The 18,176-nt window shown below is 41.6% G+C and carries 20 protein-coding genes and 5 tRNA genes; 11 read left to right on the forward strand and 14 right to left on the reverse strand.

Annotated features, from left to right (window positions below; genetic code table 11):
- Window positions 1–583 precede the first annotated feature (583 nt).
- The 4 genes from WCV88_03585 to WCV88_03600 all read right to left on the reverse strand — a co-directional run bounded on the left by WCV88_03585 (window position 584) and on the right by WCV88_03600 (window position 5,003).
- Window positions 584–1,828: a Glu/Leu/Phe/Val dehydrogenase gene (locus WCV88_03585; GenBank protein ID MFA6475257.1), complete on the reverse strand. Its 1,245-nt coding sequence runs from the start codon at window positions 1,826–1,828 to the stop codon at window positions 584–586.
- Window positions 1,829–1,891: 63 nt separating this feature from the next.
- Complete coding sequence (locus tag WCV88_03590) at window positions 1,892–3,085, reverse strand: pyridoxal phosphate-dependent aminotransferase (GenBank protein ID MFA6475258.1); 1,194 nt, start codon at window positions 3,083–3,085, stop codon at window positions 1,892–1,894.
- Between the two features lie 6 nt (window positions 3,086–3,091).
- Window positions 3,092–4,081, reverse strand: a complete 990-nt coding sequence (locus tag WCV88_03595; protein MFA6475259.1) for an FAD-dependent oxidoreductase — start codon at window positions 4,079–4,081, stop codon at window positions 3,092–3,094.
- Window positions 4,068–5,003, reverse strand: a complete 936-nt coding sequence (locus WCV88_03600) for a YggS family pyridoxal phosphate-dependent enzyme (protein ID MFA6475260.1) — start codon at window positions 5,001–5,003, stop codon at window positions 4,068–4,070. The genes WCV88_03595 and WCV88_03600 overlap by 14 nt, the downstream gene beginning before the upstream one ends.
- A 232-nt stretch (window positions 5,004–5,235) precedes the next feature.
- Here WCV88_03600 and WCV88_03605 point away from each other — a divergent pair, with 232 nt between their 5' ends.
- Window positions 5,236–5,532 carry a glucose-6-phosphate dehydrogenase gene (locus WCV88_03605; GenBank protein ID MFA6475261.1) on the forward strand — a complete coding sequence of 99 codons (297 nt, stop codon included), beginning with the start codon at window positions 5,236–5,238 and terminating at the stop codon, window positions 5,530–5,532.
- Window positions 5,533–5,860: 328 nt separating this feature from the next.
- On the opposite strand, the gene WCV88_03610 is transcribed toward WCV88_03605, so the two are convergent.
- The 3 genes from WCV88_03610 to WCV88_03620 form a co-directional block, all read right to left on the reverse strand.
- Window positions 5,861–5,933 (reverse strand) — tRNA-Ala (locus tag WCV88_03610).
- Window positions 5,934–5,940: 7 nt separating this feature from the next.
- A tRNA-Ala gene (locus tag WCV88_03615) sits at window positions 5,941–6,013 on the reverse strand.
- Between the two features lie 150 nt (window positions 6,014–6,163).
- Window positions 6,164–6,235, reverse strand: a tRNA-Arg gene (locus tag WCV88_03620).
- Between the two features lie 236 nt (window positions 6,236–6,471).
- Here WCV88_03620 and WCV88_03625 point away from each other — a divergent pair.
- The 9 genes from WCV88_03625 to WCV88_03665 all read left to right on the forward strand — a co-directional run bounded on the left by WCV88_03625 (window position 6,472) and on the right by WCV88_03665 (window position 14,206).
- Window positions 6,472–6,843, forward strand: a complete 372-nt coding sequence (locus WCV88_03625; protein ID MFA6475262.1) for a polymer-forming cytoskeletal protein — start codon at window positions 6,472–6,474, stop codon at window positions 6,841–6,843.
- 5 nt (window positions 6,844–6,848) lie between these two features.
- Entirely contained in the window at window positions 6,849–7,571 is a 723-nt protein-coding gene (locus tag WCV88_03630) for a hypothetical protein (GenBank protein ID MFA6475263.1), read from the forward strand.
- A 29-nt stretch (window positions 7,572–7,600) separates the two neighbouring features.
- On the forward strand, window positions 7,601–9,592 hold the full coding sequence (gene infB / locus WCV88_03635) for a translation initiation factor IF-2 (GenBank protein MFA6475264.1): 1,992 nt from the start codon (window positions 7,601–7,603) through the stop codon (window positions 9,590–9,592).
- Window positions 9,593–9,595: 3 nt separating this feature from the next.
- The gene (locus WCV88_03640; GenBank protein MFA6475265.1) at window positions 9,596–9,940 is read left to right on the forward strand and encodes a ribosome-binding factor A; all 345 of its coding nucleotides are present in this window, start codon (window positions 9,596–9,598) and stop codon (window positions 9,938–9,940) included.
- An 11-nt stretch (window positions 9,941–9,951) separates the two neighbouring features.
- Window positions 9,952–10,929, forward strand: a complete 978-nt coding sequence (locus WCV88_03645; GenBank protein ID MFA6475266.1) for a DHH family phosphoesterase — start codon at window positions 9,952–9,954, stop codon at window positions 10,927–10,929.
- A complete protein-coding gene (locus tag WCV88_03650; GenBank protein ID MFA6475267.1) occupies window positions 10,907–11,500 on the forward strand; it encodes an ATP-dependent Clp protease proteolytic subunit in 594 nt (197 codons plus the stop codon). Before WCV88_03645 ends, WCV88_03650 begins: the two co-directional genes overlap by 23 nt.
- A gap of 79 nt (window positions 11,501–11,579) precedes the next feature.
- Window positions 11,580–13,124 (forward strand): ribonuclease Y, encoded by a 1,545-nt coding sequence (gene rny, locus WCV88_03655; protein ID MFA6475268.1) that lies wholly within the window; start codon window positions 11,580–11,582, stop codon window positions 13,122–13,124.
- A 3-nt stretch (window positions 13,125–13,127) separates the two neighbouring features.
- On the forward strand, window positions 13,128–13,931 hold the full coding sequence (locus WCV88_03660) for a TIGR00282 family metallophosphoesterase (GenBank protein MFA6475269.1): 804 nt from the start codon (window positions 13,128–13,130) through the stop codon (window positions 13,929–13,931).
- The gene (locus WCV88_03665) at window positions 13,928–14,206 is read left to right on the forward strand and encodes an HU family DNA-binding protein (GenBank protein MFA6475270.1); all 279 of its coding nucleotides are present in this window, start codon (window positions 13,928–13,930) and stop codon (window positions 14,204–14,206) included. Before WCV88_03660 ends, WCV88_03665 begins: the two co-directional genes overlap by 4 nt.
- A gap of 22 nt (window positions 14,207–14,228) precedes the next feature.
- On the opposite strand, the gene WCV88_03670 is transcribed toward WCV88_03665, so the two are convergent.
- The 6 genes from WCV88_03670 to WCV88_03695 all read right to left on the reverse strand — a co-directional run bounded on the left by WCV88_03670 (window position 14,229) and on the right by WCV88_03695 (window position 16,960).
- A complete protein-coding gene (locus WCV88_03670) occupies window positions 14,229–14,495 on the reverse strand; it encodes a BrnA antitoxin family protein (GenBank protein MFA6475271.1) in 267 nt (88 codons plus the stop codon).
- The gene (locus WCV88_03675) at window positions 14,479–14,772 is read right to left on the reverse strand and encodes a BrnT family toxin (protein MFA6475272.1); all 294 of its coding nucleotides are present in this window, start codon (window positions 14,770–14,772) and stop codon (window positions 14,479–14,481) included. The genes WCV88_03670 and WCV88_03675 overlap by 17 nt, the downstream gene beginning before the upstream one ends.
- 145 nt (window positions 14,773–14,917) lie before the next feature.
- On the reverse strand, window positions 14,918–15,679 hold the full coding sequence (locus WCV88_03680; protein ID MFA6475273.1) for a hypothetical protein: 762 nt from the start codon (window positions 15,677–15,679) through the stop codon (window positions 14,918–14,920).
- Window positions 15,680–15,698: 19 nt separating this feature from the next.
- Window positions 15,699–15,771, reverse strand: a tRNA-Lys gene (locus WCV88_03685).
- 10 nt (window positions 15,772–15,781) lie between these two features.
- Window positions 15,782–15,853, reverse strand: a tRNA-Arg gene (locus WCV88_03690).
- Between the two features lie 45 nt (window positions 15,854–15,898).
- Entirely contained in the window at window positions 15,899–16,960 is a 1,062-nt protein-coding gene (locus WCV88_03695) for a type IV pilus twitching motility protein PilT (GenBank protein ID MFA6475274.1), read from the reverse strand.
- Between the two features lie 19 nt (window positions 16,961–16,979).
- Here WCV88_03695 and tsaE point away from each other — a divergent pair, with 19 nt between their 5' ends.
- A complete protein-coding gene (gene tsaE / locus WCV88_03700) occupies window positions 16,980–17,438 on the forward strand; it encodes a tRNA (adenosine(37)-N6)-threonylcarbamoyltransferase complex ATPase subunit type 1 TsaE (GenBank protein MFA6475275.1) in 459 nt (152 codons plus the stop codon).
- Here tsaE and WCV88_03705 read toward each other — a convergent pair.
- Window positions 17,404–18,174 (reverse strand): YidC/Oxa1 family membrane protein insertase, encoded by a 771-nt coding sequence (locus WCV88_03705; protein MFA6475276.1) that lies wholly within the window; start codon window positions 18,172–18,174, stop codon window positions 17,404–17,406. The two genes, tsaE and WCV88_03705, sit on opposite strands and share 35 nt — an antisense overlap.
- Window positions 18,175–18,176: the final 2 nt, after the last annotated feature.

The raw sequence follows: 18,176 nt of genomic DNA on the forward strand, positions 1-18,176 counted from the left end.
CCTCGTATGACCCCCTCTCTGCAGGGGCCACTTCCTGTTGTTCCGGCAATCTCCGATAAGCGAATCCAAGAAACTCCCCATCCCAATCCCAGGGGTCAGACTCTTGATCTGAGCCGTTTTTTTCACTTTCGTTTTCAGGTTTCTTTTCAGGCACACAGCCTCCTTTGGCTGAGCCATATTAGTTTATAATCATAAAAAAAACAAACACCTTTGTAGGTGTTGTGATGTCGGCCAGGGGTGAGCGCATGCTATCTGCGCTCGAACCCCCGGCCTGTTGCTCAGCAGTAGCACGGTTCGTCGGACGTAGTCCAACGAGGTTTCACGATTTTTTCCCCGTTTTCGGCGGGAGTTTTTGCCAGCTGAATCGCCGGCTCAGTCTCCAGCCTCAGTGGGGTTTTCTCGATCTTTTTGTCGTTTTCTTTCGCCACATGTCCTCCTATGAGCTGGGGTATCGTAATAAAAAATATCATCATGTCAAACCAAAAAAGTATGATGAATGCCAAAATAATAACAATGTGTACATTAAAAACAGTAGAGACATGCCATGGCATGTCTCTACTGTTTTTAATTGGGGAAGGTATGTCTACCCGTTGGCAATCCCCTTGGCTAACATCGCTTGTTCGATGCGTTTGGCGGCATGAATGTAGGCCGCAGTACGCATTTCACAGTTATATTTTTCTTTAATCGCCCAAATGGCATTGAACGAATCAACCATAATTGGTTCCAATTTGGCTAACACTTCTTTTTCTGACCAATAATAATTGTAGGCATTTTGTACCTGTTCAAAGTAAGATACTGTGACACCACCGGCATTAGACAAAATATCGGGTACTAAAATGATGCCTTTCTTGGCTAAAATTTCATCGGCTTCAGGAGTGGTTGGACCATTGGCTAATTCCACAATGGCTTTACATTTCAATTGGCCAGCATTTTCTGCCAAGATTTGATTCTCCAAAGCGGCTGGTACCAAAATATCACAGGCCGTAGTTAACACTTGGGCATTGGTGACATTTTTGGCACCGGGGAAATTTTGCACACCGCCAGTTTTGGCTTTGTGTTTTTCTACAGCCACTGGGTCTAATCCTTTTTCGTTAACAATACCACCGCGGGAATCTGACAAACCAACAATCTTATAACCTTGTTTGGTTAAAATCTTCGCCATGTAAGAACCGGCATTGCCGAAACCCTGAATCACCACTGTGGAGCCTTTCTTAAATTTCATTTTTTTGGCTAGCTCTAACATGACATACACACCCCCTTGCGCGGTAGAATAACCACGACCTGCAGAACCACCAACAGCAATTGGTTTACCAGTAATCACACCGGGCATTTGGTGACCATGTAGAGTATTAAATTCATCAAGCATCCAAGCCATAATCTGTGGTGTGGTATACACATCTGGCGCTGGCACATCAATATCTGGACCAAGATCACCACGTAAGCCACGAATAAAGCCACGGGATAATCTTTCTAATTCACGCACCGATAATTCTTTTGGATTAACCGTCACACCACCCTTACCACCACCTAATGGAATACCGACCGTCGCACACTTAAAAGTCATCCAGAAAGCTAAGGCTTTTACTTCATTGATATCGGTATCTTGATGAAAGCGAATGCCACCTTTGTTAGGACCACGGGAATTATCATACTGTACGCGATAGCCTTCATAAACCTTAATATCGCCATTGTCCATCCGAATTGGAATAGAAAAATGAATTTCGCGCTTGGGTTGTTTCAAACGAGCATGCACACTGGCATCCAACCCCATTAGTGTAGCGGCTTTATCGAGTTGTTTCTGCGCCGATTGAAACGGATTAACTTTCATAGATATTTGTTACAGACATGCCATGGCATGTCTTTACTAATTAAAGACGCGCCTATTATATGCCTAGCTATTATATTCTGCAAGGGCTAATTTTATTAGTTCTAATGATCTCTTTAAAGCAGTAGTGTTTAACATGAAAGCTAACCGCACTTCTTTTTTACCTTTACCCGGAGTAGCGTAAAAACCAGCGGCTGGTGCTAATAGAACAGTTTCATTATGATCCTGGAATTCATTAATCATCCAAGCGGCAAAGTTATCGGCATCATCAATCGGTAAACCAATAATGATATAAAAAGCTCCTTCTGGTTTGGAAAAAGTGATGTTAGGAATCTTTTTTAAACCTTGGTACACCACCTCACGTCGCTTTCTAAATTCTTTAGTCATGATGCTGGTGTATTTTTTTGGATTCTGTAATAACGGTATTAAAGCCAGTTGTTCAATCGAGGCGACTGATAATCTAGCCATGCCCATTTTTAACACAGCGGCAATTACCGCTTTGTTTTTTGAAGCGACTGTCCCGACCCGCGCCCCGCACACATTAAATCGTTTTGACGCACTATCTAACACCACGGCTTGTTGCTGAATCTCTTTAAACTCCATGATCGAATAACATTTAGATTCAAAGGCAAACTCACGATAAACTTCATCCGATAAAATAAATAAACCATGCTGCTTAGCTAACTTAACTAAGCGACCTAATTCTTGTTTTGAAAAAATTGTTCCAGTCGGATTAGATGGATTACAAATCAAAATGGCTTTAGTTTTTTTAGTAATGACTTTTTTTATCTCTGCATCGGTTGGTAAGTGAAAGCCGTTTTTGATATCCAAAGTAACTGGTTTTAATGTCACATTAGCCAGCGCGGCAAAACTATTATAGTTAGTATAAAATGGTTCAAATACTATTACTTCATCACCCGGATCACAGACTGCTTCTAAGGCAAAAATGATACCTTCTGATCCACCGGATGTAATAATAATATCTTCCGGTTCAAATGGGATATGATTCTTTTTATAATACACACTCCAGGCTTCTAAGGCTGGTTGTAAACCATTCGATGGCGCATAAGACAAAGTCGGCTCAGAGTATTGTTTGATCGCTTTAAACACATCCGGATGAGTGGGTAAATCCGGTTGACCAATATTTAAGTGATAAACTTTGATTCCTTTTTTCTTGCGCGCCTCAGCGGCGGCGGCTAGTTTACGTAAAGGTGACGCTTGTAAGTTTGTACCACGTGTCGAAATATTTGGAATACTCATATTTTTTTATGATCTTATAAAATGTTCATTTGATGATACTTTCCAATCTTGATTAACTGACACATTCTTCCCATCTTTTGTACCTAAATATGTGTAACACGCCAAGGCGGCTTTACATCCTTCACCGGCGGATACTACTACTTGTTTACAATTACTCGTCGTCACATCTCCAGCCGCAAAAATTCCAGTTTTTGAAGTTCGACAATCTGCCGTCACAATCACTTCATGTTTTTCACTCATATCTACCAACCCATCCAAAAAATTAGTCTTAGACATAAACCCAGCGTTAATACACACTGCATCTACCACAATAGTCCGCTCAGCTTTCCCTTCTTGTTGTACAACTATGCCGGTAACATTATTTTCACCAGCAATTTGTTTTAATTGGGCATTCAATACTTGGGTGACATTTTTACATTGCGCCATGGTTTCTAACAAAACAGCTTCAGCGCGAAATTTATCCCGACGATGAACCAAATACACTTGCTTAGCTACAGCGGCTAATACATTCACTGATTCAATGGCAGAGTTACCACCGCCAATCACCGCGACAGTTTTTCCACGTAATGTATCGACTACAGCGGCAGCACTATAAGTTACACCTTTACCAACTAGTTCCGCCTCACCCGGTACATTCAAACTACGCGGTGTTAAACCAAAGGCTAAAATAATACTGCGTGTTTCTATTTGTTCAGTATTGTAATCTACAATAAATTTATCCTCAGCTTGTTGTGTAATTTTGTGTACTTCCCCTAACTTAAATTCTGCACCAGATGAAACTGCTTGATCACGAAACTTTTTCATTAACTCAAAGCCATCAATGGCACCAACCCCAGGATAATTTTCTATCACCGATGTGGTGGCGGCTTGCCCACCTAGATCTTTGGAAATTATGACAGTACTTAAATTACGCCGCGCGGTATACAAAGCGGCGGTGAGCCCTGCTGGACCACCGCCGATTATTACTACATCATACTGTTTATCAGATGAGGCCATCTAAAGCAGCTTTAAGATCTGCTTTTGTCTGCATCCCAATCATCTGTTGCACTGGTTTACCATTCTGGAAAAAAATTAGTGTTGGAACAGACATCACTTGATACTGCGCAGGTGTGCTTTCATTTTCATCCACTTCCATTTTACCAATCTTCACAGCCTTGCCTTTATACTCTTCGGCTAATTCCTCAATTAAAGGACCAAGCAATTTACATGGACCACACCAACTCGCCCAAAAATCAACTAGTACCGGAACGTCAGATTGCAGAACCTCCTGTTTAAAATTTGCGTCTGTAAAAGCTTGTGCCATAGAAGCAGTATATAATGCCCGTCCTAATCTTACAATAGTTGCCCCCTCGGCCACTGCTATCGACCAATCGTCTGACATACCCATTGATAATTCAGGTAGCTTATACTGTATTTGAAGCTGCTTCATGGTTTTAAAATCCTGTCTGGTTTGTTCAGGTGACTGTTTAGCGGTAATTGTCATAAGACCGGATAGTTGGAGATGTTGGAATTGCTCGAATTGCGGGATAATGTGGGGAAGTTGTTCGAGGAGAAAACCATATTTATTAGAATCACGACTTATATTGACCTGAAGAAATACGGGCATGATTCTTTTAAGCTCACTGGCTGCCTGGTTAATAGCTTGAGCCAAGTTTAAAGTATCAACTGTTTCAATAACATCAAAAGCCTCAACGACTGGTTTAGCTTTATTAGTCTGTAAGTGTCCTATGAAGTGTTTTTCAATATTAGTAGGCAGAAATGGCAGTTTACCTTTGGCCTCCTGCCAACGATTTTCTCCAATTAATGTTATGTCATAGTGCTTGAGGATCGATAAAATACGTTCTACAGAAATGTTTTTGGTTACGGCCATGATTCTGTATTTATTGTGAGACTCTTTAATATGTGTAATGTTAGGCATTTATTTGTAATAGATATATTGAATCAATCATCGTGTCCATGTGTTCCATGCAGTGGACGAATAATATTCGTCCACTGCATGGAACACATGGTTACACACATGCATCCACACAATTTTATCAAACATACGTTACCATATCCCCCATTATTGTTCCACGTGGAACAATTTGACAGCACCGTGTTTCTACGATACATTCACCAAAGAAAAGCGCCCGCCTATTTGGGGCGTTTTTATGTATCAACCAAAAATCAGAAAACAATTACGCCTTAATGGTTATGATTATTCATCATCTGGTTGTTATTTTATTACGATTTGCACTCGTTTTATGCAACATTGGTTTGGTGAAATTAATAATCGTAAGATGAATCTCAATACATATGGAAAAATTGCACACAACTATTGGCTCGAAATTCCAAAACATTATACAAATGTTTCAATTGATGAATTTGTCATCATGCCGAATCACATACATGGAATCATTGTCATTAAACCGTCGGTTAACGAACGAATTGGAGGAGTGGACGAATAATATTCGTCCACTCCTCCAATTCGTTCGTCCATCAATGTTGCCCGCACATGTACATCCACAACATATAATTCCGCATCCCCGAATTACGGATTAATATCCAAAATTGTAAAATCATACAAACATGTTGTCACACGAACAATGAAATTAACGAACTCATGTGCGCAATTTTCCTGGCAACGCTCATATTACGATGATATTATCAGAAATGACCACCATTTTAATAATGTTCGTAAATACATCCATAACAACCCAATTAAATGGAAACATTAATTCTTTGTGGATTTATTCACCGAAGCTCACTGACGCCGAAGGCTAAGGTGAACGAAGGTGGACCTGAGCGGACTCGAACCGCTTACCTCAGCAATGCGAATGCTGCGCTCTACCAGATGAGCTACAGGCCCAAATAAGTGGACCGACGGGGATTCGAACCCCGGACCTTTCCCATGCCATGGGAACGCTCTACCAACTGAGCTATCGGCCCTTAAGCGAAACAATCTACCAACTGCCTGTCCGCCAAAGCTCGAGTCTTCGAGAGCGTCGGCGGAAGCTATCGGCCCCTACAAAAAGGATCATTTATCTAAACCTTGAGGACTATATACCAACTTACTAAAAAGATCAAATGTACTGCCTGTGCCCCAGAAGAGAATCGAACTCCCATCTCTCCCTTAGGACGGGATTGCTCTATCCATTGAGCTACTGAGGCTAATATTAGAATATTAATTGCGTCGCAAAACTATTCTAGGAAATTAACCTATGAAATAAGTCTTTTGAAAACTGCCCTAATACATTTGTCTTACTGTCATACACGTATAACCCAACGACACTGCTTAAGACAATCGTCAAAATTATTGTGTAGACCACTAGATCTTTTTTCATTGCCCTATTCTAGCAATGTTATGCACAGTAGACAACGTCTCTAGATTAAGATATACAGAACACATGTCTAAATTTTTTAATAATAATGAAGTTGATATGGATGCACAACCTAGTACCGTCATCGGTGATGGCGTCAAAGTCGAAGGAAAATTTACTGGTAACGGCCCCATCACAGTTCTGGGTGAGGTTGTTGGCACCTTAAGTACAAAAGATGATTTGTTAGTTGAAGACAGCGCCAGAATAGAGGCCGATGTTGAAGCCAACAATATCACTTTAGCGGGTGAAATTAAAGGTAATGTTTTATGCCATGGAAAATTGCATATTATGGCGTCTGGAAAAGTTTTTGGCGATGTCACAACCAATATTTTATCCGTAGAAACTGGAGCTATTTTGAAAGGTCAATGTACTACTGGTGCAGATAGCCAAACTGCTTAGGAATTATGTTCTTTTATCTGTACGATAATTTCGTACTTGATAAAAAATATACCGGGATCTTGGATCACATGGAAGCTAGGGTGATTGAGCTTGGTATTAACGGCCGGGTTGAGAAGCTGTTGCCTTTGCGCAACATGAAGGAGTTGATTGAACACGGTATCAAACAAGGTGCTCATACTGTTGTAGTAGTTGGTAATGACCACACTTTTTTACGCGCCTTACAAGTGGTGGCCCAGTATGATTGCAGTATGGGATTTTTACCCTTTGGTGAAACTAAGCTCGGTGCCTGGTTCGGGGTAACTGATGCACTTGATGGTTGTGATACATTATCGCGCCGCATTACTAAACAACTCCCACTCGGCAAAGCTAATCAAATATATTTCTTAATCACTGCTACAGCAATATTGCCAATAAACACCCAGCTAATGTGCAATAATAAATGGACAATCAGTACTCAAACTGAGGCAGTTGCTTGCTCAATTACAATATTTGATCAAACGCATATTAAGTTGTTTATTAAACCGATCGGCCAAACTGGGGGATTGTTCCGAAAAGCCAAGACCTATCATCCCACCGAGCTGGTGGTTGAACGCCTAGCCTTGGAGCACCCTGGACAATCTCTGCCCGTTACATTAGATGGTGTCACCGTTGTCAAAACTCCAGTAATAATAACAGCTAAACCTAAGGCTATAAAAGTTATCGTTGGCAAGCACCGTCAATTGACATAAGCGCCTAAAATCGCTAGAGTAAGCCGACTATGAATGTATCAGAAATCATTCGGGAGTTGAAGATGAATAAAGATGAATTTTTTCCGCTGGCGGTACAGCTTGGTTTTGATATTGGTGAACGTGCCATCAAGGTAGACGATCAAGTGGCTATTAAGCTTATTACCGCTATTAAAGGCCACCGCAAACAACAACAACGTAAAAGTTTATTTGCGCACGAAGAAAAGACAGAGGTTAAGACAGATTTAGCCACAGACACTGCCCGTGTCTTAGAGGTACCTGACCCCATTACAACCAAACAATTTGCTGATCTATTACACAAACCAGTCACCGATGTTATCAGTGTATTATTGCGTAATGGCATCATGGCAACAATTAATGAAAATTTGGATTTTGTCACAGCTACAATTATTGCGGAAGATTTTGGCTACACCACACAAAAAGTTGCTTCCACCACGAATGCTCTTGAATTAGGCCGTGAAGAACGCCTAAAAACTGCTCTAGCAGCCGATATTCAATCTAATTTACAATCCCGCCCACCAGTCATTGTTGTCATGGGTCATGTTGATCATGGTAAAACCACCTTGCTCGATGCCATTCGAAAAACCAACATTGCTGGCCATGAAGCTGGGGGAATCACTCAAACAATTGGCGCTTATCAAATTGATTACAAAGACCGTAGTATTACTTTCATAGATACCCCGGGTCATGAGGCTTTTACCGCCATGCGCTCGCGTGGTGCCAATGTGGCCGATGTCGCTATTCTAGTGGTCGCAGCCGATGATGGTATGAAACCACAAACTATCGAAGCCATTGCTATATTAGAAAAAGCCAACCTGCCTTTTGTGGTGGCCATCAATAAAATGGATAAATCAGGGGCTGATATTGAACGCGTAAAAAAGGAATTGTCGGAAGTTAATTTAGTACCGGAAGATTGGGGTGGAAAAACTATTTGTGTCCCAATTTCTGCAAAAACCAACCAACATATTGATGAATTGCTCGACATGGTGTTGCTCGTGGCCGACATGAATCAAACTAAACTACAAGCCAACCCAAATCGCAGTGCCGTCGGAACGATTATTGAATCACGGGTTGATAAAGATTCTGGGGCTGTAGCTACTGTTCTGATTCAAACCGGCACTTTACATATTGGCGATATTGTTGAAGTTGGTGAGGTGGTTGGTAAAATCAAAGCCCTTTCTTCCTGGCGTGGTACCCCTTTGAAAACAGCCGTCCCATCTACGCCGGTAAGATTTTTGGGTTTAAAAAATGCTCCTGTAGTTGGTGATATATTAACCATTTGTACCGATCCTAAAGCTCTTAAACGGAAACAAAAAAAATCATACCAGAGTTTTGCCTACTCCCATCATAAAGCTGAAATTAATCAAACCGATAAACCCCGCTTATCCATTATCGTGAAGGCTGATACCCACGGTTCACTGGAAGCTCTGATTGGTGCTATTGATAAACTGTGTTTCAAAGATGTCACAGTTGATATTGTAAAACGCGGTTTAGGCGACGTTACAGAAAAAGATATCGATCAGGCAGTGGCTAGCAAAGCACGACTGATTGGTTTTAATGTTTCCACCACAGCAGCGGCCGCTGCTTATGCGCTCGGCACACAAACAACCATTCAACATTTTACAGTTATTTATAAATTGCTCGAGTACATTGAACAAGAACTACAAAATTTATTACCACCGGATATTTCGTATAATAAACTGGGTGAAGTGAAATTGTTAGCTATTTTCCGCGTCACCGGTAAGCATGCCATTGTTGGCGGCAAGGTTCAATCTGGTAGTATTCAACAAAGAGCCATTTGCAAAATTGTCCGGGCTAGTGCCACAGTGGGAGAGGCGACTATTACTCAATTACAAAGTAATAAAAAAGATGTCGCTGCCGTAGACAACGGTACTGAGTGTGGTCTAAAACTTGATACCACCATTACGCCTCTGGTTGGAGACATCGTTGAGGCCTACACCACTAGTGAAAAACCACGCGCTTTAGAAAAAATCATTGCTTAGTTTATGCCAAAACAACGCATGCGCCAAATCAATACCCAGCTGCGTGATTATTTCGCCACGGCTATTATGCGCTTAATTGAATTCCCTCAGGGTGTCGTAGTTAGCGTTACTAAAGTCCACACCACCGCTGATTTACATTACTGCACCGTGTATGTTTCGGTTGTTCCGGATAGTCAATCAGGTTCAACTTTACAACTGATTAAACGTCACTTGGTTGACCTAGTTGATGATGTGGCAGCTCGAATTACTTTTCGATCAGTGCCGCATTTTCGCTTTGTCCTAGATGACACAGAGAGGAAAGCCGTTCCCATTGAACAATTACTTGACAGCCTGCTTGAAACCCAGTAAGGTAGCGCGTTATGTTTAACGCCATCCACACTGAAATTATTACAGCACTACAACAAGCCAACCATGTGTTGATTATCTCGCATCGCAAACCGGATGGAGATACGATTGGGGCCGGTCTGGCTATTCGTCATTACTGTCACTCCCTAAATAAACCGGTCCAAAACTATTGTCTTGATCCAGCGGCTGATTATTTTCATTTTTTGCCCGAAGCCAATACTTTAGGCCCACAAAATAATGTCTGGCTAGATAAATCTATTGATGTAATTGTAGTAGTTGATGCTGGTGATTTAGGTTACGCTGGTGTCGCCGAACAGATTGCCGGACTACCTCAGAAATATACTTTAATAAATATTGATCACCATGTTACCAATACTAACTTTGGTCAAATAAATTTAGTTGCTAGTACGGCTTCCTCAGCTTGTGAGGTGGTTTATCATCTTTTAGAAAGTGTCCGTGCGATTGACCATACCATTGCCACTTGTTTGCTAACTGGATTAATTACTGACACAGGAAATTTAACCAATCTTGCTACAACTGCTAGTGCGGTACAAGTCGCTTCGAGGCTTGTTTCTAAAGGAGCTAATCTAGCACACATTACAAAACAGGCTTTGAACCATCGTACCTATACCACCCTAAAATTATGGGGCAGGGCTCTCCAACGTCTACATGAAGATGCAAAAACAGGCATGGTTGTAACAACGTTGACTTTAGAAGATTTACTTGACTGCCAAGCTGATGATGAAGACATCTCGGGCATCTCCAATTTTTTAAATGGCCTGGATCAATCTGCTGATAAGGCCATATTGGTACTTGTCCAAACGGCGCCTGATGTGATTAAAGGTAGTTTGCGCACCACTAATCCTTTACTCGACGTGACTGAGTTTGCTAAGCTCTATGGTGGTGGCGGCCATAAAAAAGCGGCCGGCTTCACCACTAGCGGAACGTTAACATTAACTCCAACTGGTTATGCCATCACCCCAAGCAATTAACCTAATACCGTCAGTTATTGAAAAATCCTTTGACGGTGAACGCGTCTATGATATTTATTCACGCCTACTAAAAGATCGCATTATATTTCTCGGTACCACCATTGACGATATGGTGGCCAATAGCATTATTGCTCAATTATTATTCTTAGAATCACAAGATGCCAAGCAAGACGTTACCTTATATATCCACTCACCCGGTGGTTATGTCACAGCTGGTTTGGCTATCTACGATACCATGCAGTACATAAAATGCGATGTCTCTACTGTGGTGATTGGTACGGCCGCTTCCATGGCCGCTTTACTCTTAGCTGGTGGTGCGACAGGTAAACGTTATTCCTTACCAAATGCCGAAATAATGATTCATCAACCATTGGGTGGGGCTGAAGGGCAGGCCTCCGACATAAAGATTCGCGCTGAACATATTTTGCGCACGCGCGATCGTCTAAACAAGATTTTAGCTAAACACACACAGCAAGAATTGAAACGAATCGAGGTTGATACTGATCGGGATAAGTTCATGAGCGCCGAAGAAGCCAAGAAATACGGCATTATTGACAAAGTGATTACTTAGCTGATAAGGTAGATTTGTCGGGCGTGTCTGGTTCCGCGACGACATTGCTTAATTCGAACCCAACCTTAGGAAAAAATTTATGTCCCTATCCATACTGGGCCCAATTATTCTGGGTCTAATAGTGTTCGTGGTGGCCGTTGTTGTTGGCGGCCTAATCGGTTACTGGTACCGTAAACAAGTAGCCGCTAAAACAACTAGCTCGGCCGAGGCCAAGGCTGAAACTATCATGCAAGACGCTAAACAAAAGGCGCAGTCTTTTTTGTTAGAGGCTAAAGATAAAGGCTTGAAAATTTTAGATGATTCCAAGCGCGAAGAAAATGAGCGCCGTCAAGAAGTGACCGCTGCCCAACGCCGCCTGGAGAAACGTGAAAGCATGTTTGATGAAAAACTGTTGGATTTAGAAAATAAACACACCAAATTACAAGATAAAGCCAAAGAATTGGAAAAACTCAAAGAAGATATCAATACTGTTAAAACCGAACAAGTGGCCCGCTTAGAAAAAGTGGCCGGAATGAATCGGGCTCAGGCGGTACAACTACTGGAAAAACGCGTGGAAGAGCAATCTAAAGAAGCCTTATTATCGCGTTTACGTAAAATGGAAGAACAGGGTAGTGAGGAACTGGAGCGTAAAGCCAATGAACTAATGTCGGTGATTATCCAACGCTGTTCTACCAGTCATGCCACCGACACAACGACTACCTCAGTTCATCTTACTAGTGACGATATGAAGGGACGCATCATTGGTAAAGAAGGGCGCAATATTAAACGCATCGAGGAATTAACCGGCGTAGAGATATTAATCGATGATACCCCGCAAACTATTGTTGTCTCTGGCTTTTCCCCAATTCGTCGCCATCTAGCCAAGCGCGCTTTGGAAATGCTGATGGAAGACGGTCGTATTCATCCGGCTAGAATTGAAGACTGCGTCGAACGAGCCAAACGAGATTTAGCTATCGATATTAAAAAGGCTGGTGAAGATGCTTTATATGAAGTCGGTGTAACTGGCTTCGATCCAAAATTGGTATCTATTTTAGGCCGTTTAAAATATCGCACATCTTTTGGACAAAATGTGTTACGCCATTCAATTGAAGTGTCTTTTTTAGCTGCGATGTTAGCCGAACATCTTGGCGCTGATGTCAATGTGGCACGTAAAGGTGGTTTGTTGCATGATATTGGTAAATCAGTTGATCATGAAGTGCAGGGAACCCATCCTGAAATCGGTCGTGATATTGCCAAAAAATTTGGTCTCACTGATGCGGTTATTGCACCAATTCTCTATCACCACGATGATTATCCACCCACTCTTGAGGCTGTGATTGTGAAAGCCGCTGATGCTATTTCTGGTTCGCGCCCCGGTGCCCGTAAAGATACTTATGAAAATTATATCCAACGTTTGGAAGAACTAGAAAATGTCGCTTTAACTTTCCCTGGTATTGATAAAGTGTATGCTATTCAAGCTGGTCGAGAAGTGCGCGTGTTTGTACGCCCAGATCAAGTGGATGATTACACCGCCAATAAATTAGCCCGTGATATTGCTCTAAAAATTGAGCAAGAACTCAAATACCCCGGTGAAATCCGTGTGACAGTAATTCGTGAAACCAGAGTGGTTGAATACGCTCGTTAAATCATGGAGCCATTACGTTTACTCTATATCGGTGATGTCGTTGGCAAGGCCGGTCGTCGCGCCGTTCAGACATTAGTGCCGAGCTTACGTCATGAACTCAAACTTGATGCTGTATTCATGAATGCCGAAAATATGGCGCACGGTAATGGTGTGTCACATACCACAGTTGAAGACATGTTGACCGCTGGCGTAACTTTTTTTACGTCTGGTAATCATGTGTTTGATAATAAAGATGGGGTAGAATATTTGAAACGATCCGATAGTAAAGTGTTACGCCCGGCCAATTATCCAGCAGTGGCTCCAGGACGAGGACATACTGTCATTGAAATAGGCACTAAAAAAGTTTTGTTAATTAACCTGGCCGGACAAGTGTTTATGCCCCAACAAGTTGATAGCCCGTTTTATTGTCTGGATAATATTCTCAAACAATATAAATTAGATGATCTAGCCGCCGTGATTGTTGATGTTCATGCTGAAGCCACCAGTGAAAAACAAGCTCTGGCCTGGTATGCCGATGGTCGCGCCTCACTGGTAGTTGGTACTCATACTCACGTACCAACGGCCGATCTCCGTATTTTAACGCACGGCACTGGTCTGGTGTGTGATCTTGGTTCAGTCGCCGCAGCTGATTCAGTGATTGGAGCCGATAAACATAAAGTGCTACAAAGATTCTTAACCCAAACACCCATTGCTCTTAGTCCAGCTGAAACCGGCGAGGTTATTTTTAATTCGGTCTATATTGAAATCGATCCTACCACAAAACACACTGTACAATTACAACGGGTTGATCGTATACTACCGGCATGAAAAAACTTGCCTTGATTACATTGGTAGCCGAAAAAGCCCGAGTTAATAGAAAAACCGCCGAGGAGGTGGTCGATGCGTTACTGGCTACCATCACAGAACAAATCAAACAAGGTGAAGAAGTCGCTCTCACCGGTTTTGGTCATTTCTCATCTCGTCTCCGCTCCGCTCGCTTAGGTGTTGATCCGTTACATCCTACTCAAAAAATCCACATGCCAGCCGTACTGGTGGTTAAATTCAAAGCCGGCAAGGCTTTAAAAGACGCGCTGAAAAAGTAGTTTTTGTAATACCGTCTATAAATTAACGTGTCCGAACTTGTTCTTTGGTTTTTTCAAACAACATGTGTTTCATCAATGATTGATAGGGCACATCTTCTTTATGAGCCAATAATTTGATTTCTTCCAGTAAAAAGACTGGTAACCGCAAAGCAATTGTTTCTGTGGATGGTTTTAGGTTTGGAAACCGAACCGATTTAGCCTGATCGATTTTGAAATAATCAGTGGCATCGTGGTCACTCCAAAAATCACGTTCTTGATCTTCAGTTTTAAAATTAGGTATTTTTTTCATAGGCGTTTCGTTCTTTTTTAGACATTGATCGAGCTGAGATAATGCGAATATATTGCTTTCTAATAGTAAAAATAATGGTTAAAAATTCTTTGGTATTTGTTTGGCCGAGAGCGACCCATCGTTGTTCTTGTGTACTGGAATGAATTTGATCTTCTGCTATCACTAGCGGTTTGTTAAAAAGCACTTGTTCGGCTTCAGCGTTGGTAATATGGTGTTTTAACCAGTTTTTCTCAAGGTTACCATCATCCCATTGAAACCCGATAATATCAGTAAACATACGTTTGTTTCATGTATATCTCTATTATATACATTAAGTTGGGTGGTGTCAAATCCATTTTTTTGGTATTTTCAACGTATAGCCAGCCCCAAGACAGGTTACCCAACGGAATACTTCACCGGAGGGAAACAAATAGATATTGTATTTATTGCCCAGCTAGGTTGTTTAAATGTTCCAGATTGCCGCCTTTATTAACATATACTTCATTTAGTAGCAGTAAATATTGTTTGGGGTCGCCGAGGTTTTTCCGAAAAAAATCTTTCAAACTAATATGCATCTCTATCAAATTAGATTCATATAATATTTCTTTAGAATACCGAGGAGCTTTATTGTCTAAAACCCTGAGTGAATCCATGTCTCCTAACACAAAATCTAACCGCTCTTGTTTTTCACGATCTATAAAAAAGAATGGCATATCGCACATAATGTTTATATGTGCTCTAGTTGCTAGCTCGGCTTGATCAAGGACGCCGTCAATAAATCTAGTTGTACCCTCATCTGGTTTGATCATTAATTCTCGCCCAGTTACGTTTTTGACAATGTCTGATCCTTTATTGCTTCCAATACAAATCCACTCATCGGTGTCGCCTAGGGTCATTAGTATTTTGTTTTCCGCATCATTCAAACGGTAGGTCGGAAACACGCGTAATCCGGCCGCTTTGGCAATAGCATAATTTTCCATCGCTCGCTTAGCATGTTTATATTCTAGTCCGGGATTTTTTTCTCTAGTATGAAAATCCTTTACGGCCATTGTTTTGTGGCGCGTTCTTCCATCGGCTGCACTTACCTCAACGTCAGCTAAAAAAACTCGACCGTACCAACCGCTTCCTAAAACGCGCTGTCGTGTAATATTAACTTCGTGTGGTTTTAATCCAGTGGCACGCTCTGGAACAAAATGTTCTGACATATAGTTATTTATAACATTGTGCCCCCGACTGGATTTGAACCAGTGACCGTTCGCTTAAGAGGCGACTGCTCTACCGACTGAGCTACGGAGACTTGTTTTTTGTGCCCTCGGCAGGAATCGAACCCACGTCCCTGGTTCCGAAGACCAGTGCTCTATCCGTTGAGCTACGGGGGCAGCGGGCAGTCTGACAAAAAGCTCGGTTACTGTAACGAATTCGCTCTAGTTAGGCAAGAGCTCCGGATTCATCATGTATGATCGAGCCACTACTTCAGTGATCACCTTGTCATTATAAAGCCGTTTCAAATCTTGATCGATGGTGAACATATGTTCTTGCGCTGAGGTCTGCATGACGGTTTTTAATTGCGCGATTTTGTTTTCTCTAATCAAGTTTGATACAGCCGGTGTGTTCATCAGTATCTCACGAGCGGCCACGCGCCCACCATCAACATTGGGAATTAAAATTTGAGAAATAACCGCTCGTAATTCACTTGATAATTGATAACGTATTTGGTGTTGTTGGTGTGGTGGAAAAACATCAATAATCCGATCAATGGTTTCCGCTGCACCATTGGTATGCAATGTCGCTAACACTAAGTGACCGGTTTCCGCTACCGTTAGTGCCGCTGCAATGGTTTCCAAATCACGCATTTCACCTACCATTATTACATTAGGATCTTGCCGCACAATGTGTTTTAAGGCTTCAGCAAAGGATAAGAAATCACGGTGTAATTCTCTTTGTCTAATAATGCTTTTATTTGATGTAAATAAAAACTCAATTGGATCTTCTAGTGTAATTATGTGTGTTGAACGTGTTTGATTGATTTGTTCAATCATGGCGGCCAAAGAAGTCGACTTGCCACACCCAGTTGGACCGGTGACCAAAACTAATCCTTGATGTAAATTAGTTAACTGTGAAACAGTTTCATTCAAACCAAGTGCCTGCAAGGTTGGGGGATTAACATTAATCGCTCGAGCCACTAACCCCATATAGCCACGTTCCCAATGAGCATTAACACGAAAGCGAGCAATTTGTTTTACAGCATAGGCAAAATCTAACTCACGTTCTTTGGATAATTGTTGTTGCTGTTCATCGTTCAACAGTGATAAAACAATATTTTGTGTATCTTCTGGAGTTAAGATCGGTTCCCCTGGGGCATCCAACAGTTGTCCGCTGATGCGAAACAATGGGGGGTGACCAGCAATAATATGAACATCAGAAGCTCCATGTGAGACAGCGGCCACTAATAGTGTTTCGATACGATCTGGACGAATTTGAGCCATATGTTTATACTAATATATCATGAAAAAAGTCGTTTGTCAATCATCTAGCGCTGGTGTTACTCACGCTTTTGCAGAAAAATTAGTGGCTAACCTCGCACACGGAGGTTTAGTTTTGCTCAGTGGGGAGCTAGGTGCCGGTAAAACCACCTTCGTACAAGGCATTGCCCAGGCTTTACACATCGATCGCTCCATAACGAGCCCAACCTTTACACTAATGAATGTATATGAGACTTCTCATCTAATCATTCGCCAGCTTGTTCATATTGATCTTTATCGTTTGTCAGACAATGCAGAACTAACCACGCTTGATATTCCAACTTGGCTAAGCAATCCGGCCGCTTTAGTTATTATAGAATGGCCAGAACGAGCCCCAGACTTATGGTCAAATGCTCTGGGTACAATTCAGTTTGGTTTGGGAGACACAGTCAATCAACGAACTCTAACTATGACTGGGTCACTGGCGGCTTATTTTGCCTGAAAAAATACAGTTGTTGTACGATGCTAAATAACGTTGAAGTCAACCAATACAGTGCCAAGCCAGCCGGAAACTGATAGCCAAAAATGGTCGTCATAATTGGCATCATATACATCATTTGTTTGTTTATACTAGCGGCCATATCTTCATCTTTACTGCCTTCGGTTTTAATAACCGGCCGCTTCGCTTGCATCATACGAATTTGCACAAAAGTGGCTAACCCGGTTAACCCGGCAAATATGACATTTTTTGATTGCGCTAAATCTACTATACCGAAAAAGGACATGTTTATAGAGGTTGTGGTGTAAATATCACGTAGAAAGCCATACAGATGATTAACTTGCTCCACATTGAGCAGGTGAGTGGTCGGATCGATTTGTAAACCGTGCAAAAAGGCTTGGTATAAAGCAATTAAGATAGGTAATTGTATGATTAATGGTAAACAAGACGAAAACGGATTAACTTTATTATCTTTGTAGAACTGCATGAGTTGCTTGCCCAACTCTTCTTTATTATCTTTGTATTTCTCGCGAATGGCATTTATTTTTGGTTGTGTTTCTTGCAACTTCTTTTGTGATTTTAAAGCAGAAAAAGCTGGCCAAAATAATAATGATTTAATGACTAATGTTAATACAATAATGGCCACACCCATATCGTGACCGGGCAAAAAATAATACAGCCACATCAAGGCATTAAAAATTGGTTCGTATAATATTGTGTTGTAGAGTTGTCCAAGCATAT

The sequence above is a fragment of the Patescibacteria group bacterium genome (assembly GCA_041665365.1).
In the GTDB taxonomy this organism is placed as follows: Bacteria; Patescibacteriota; Patescibacteriia; order UBA9570; family UBA9570; genus UBA9570.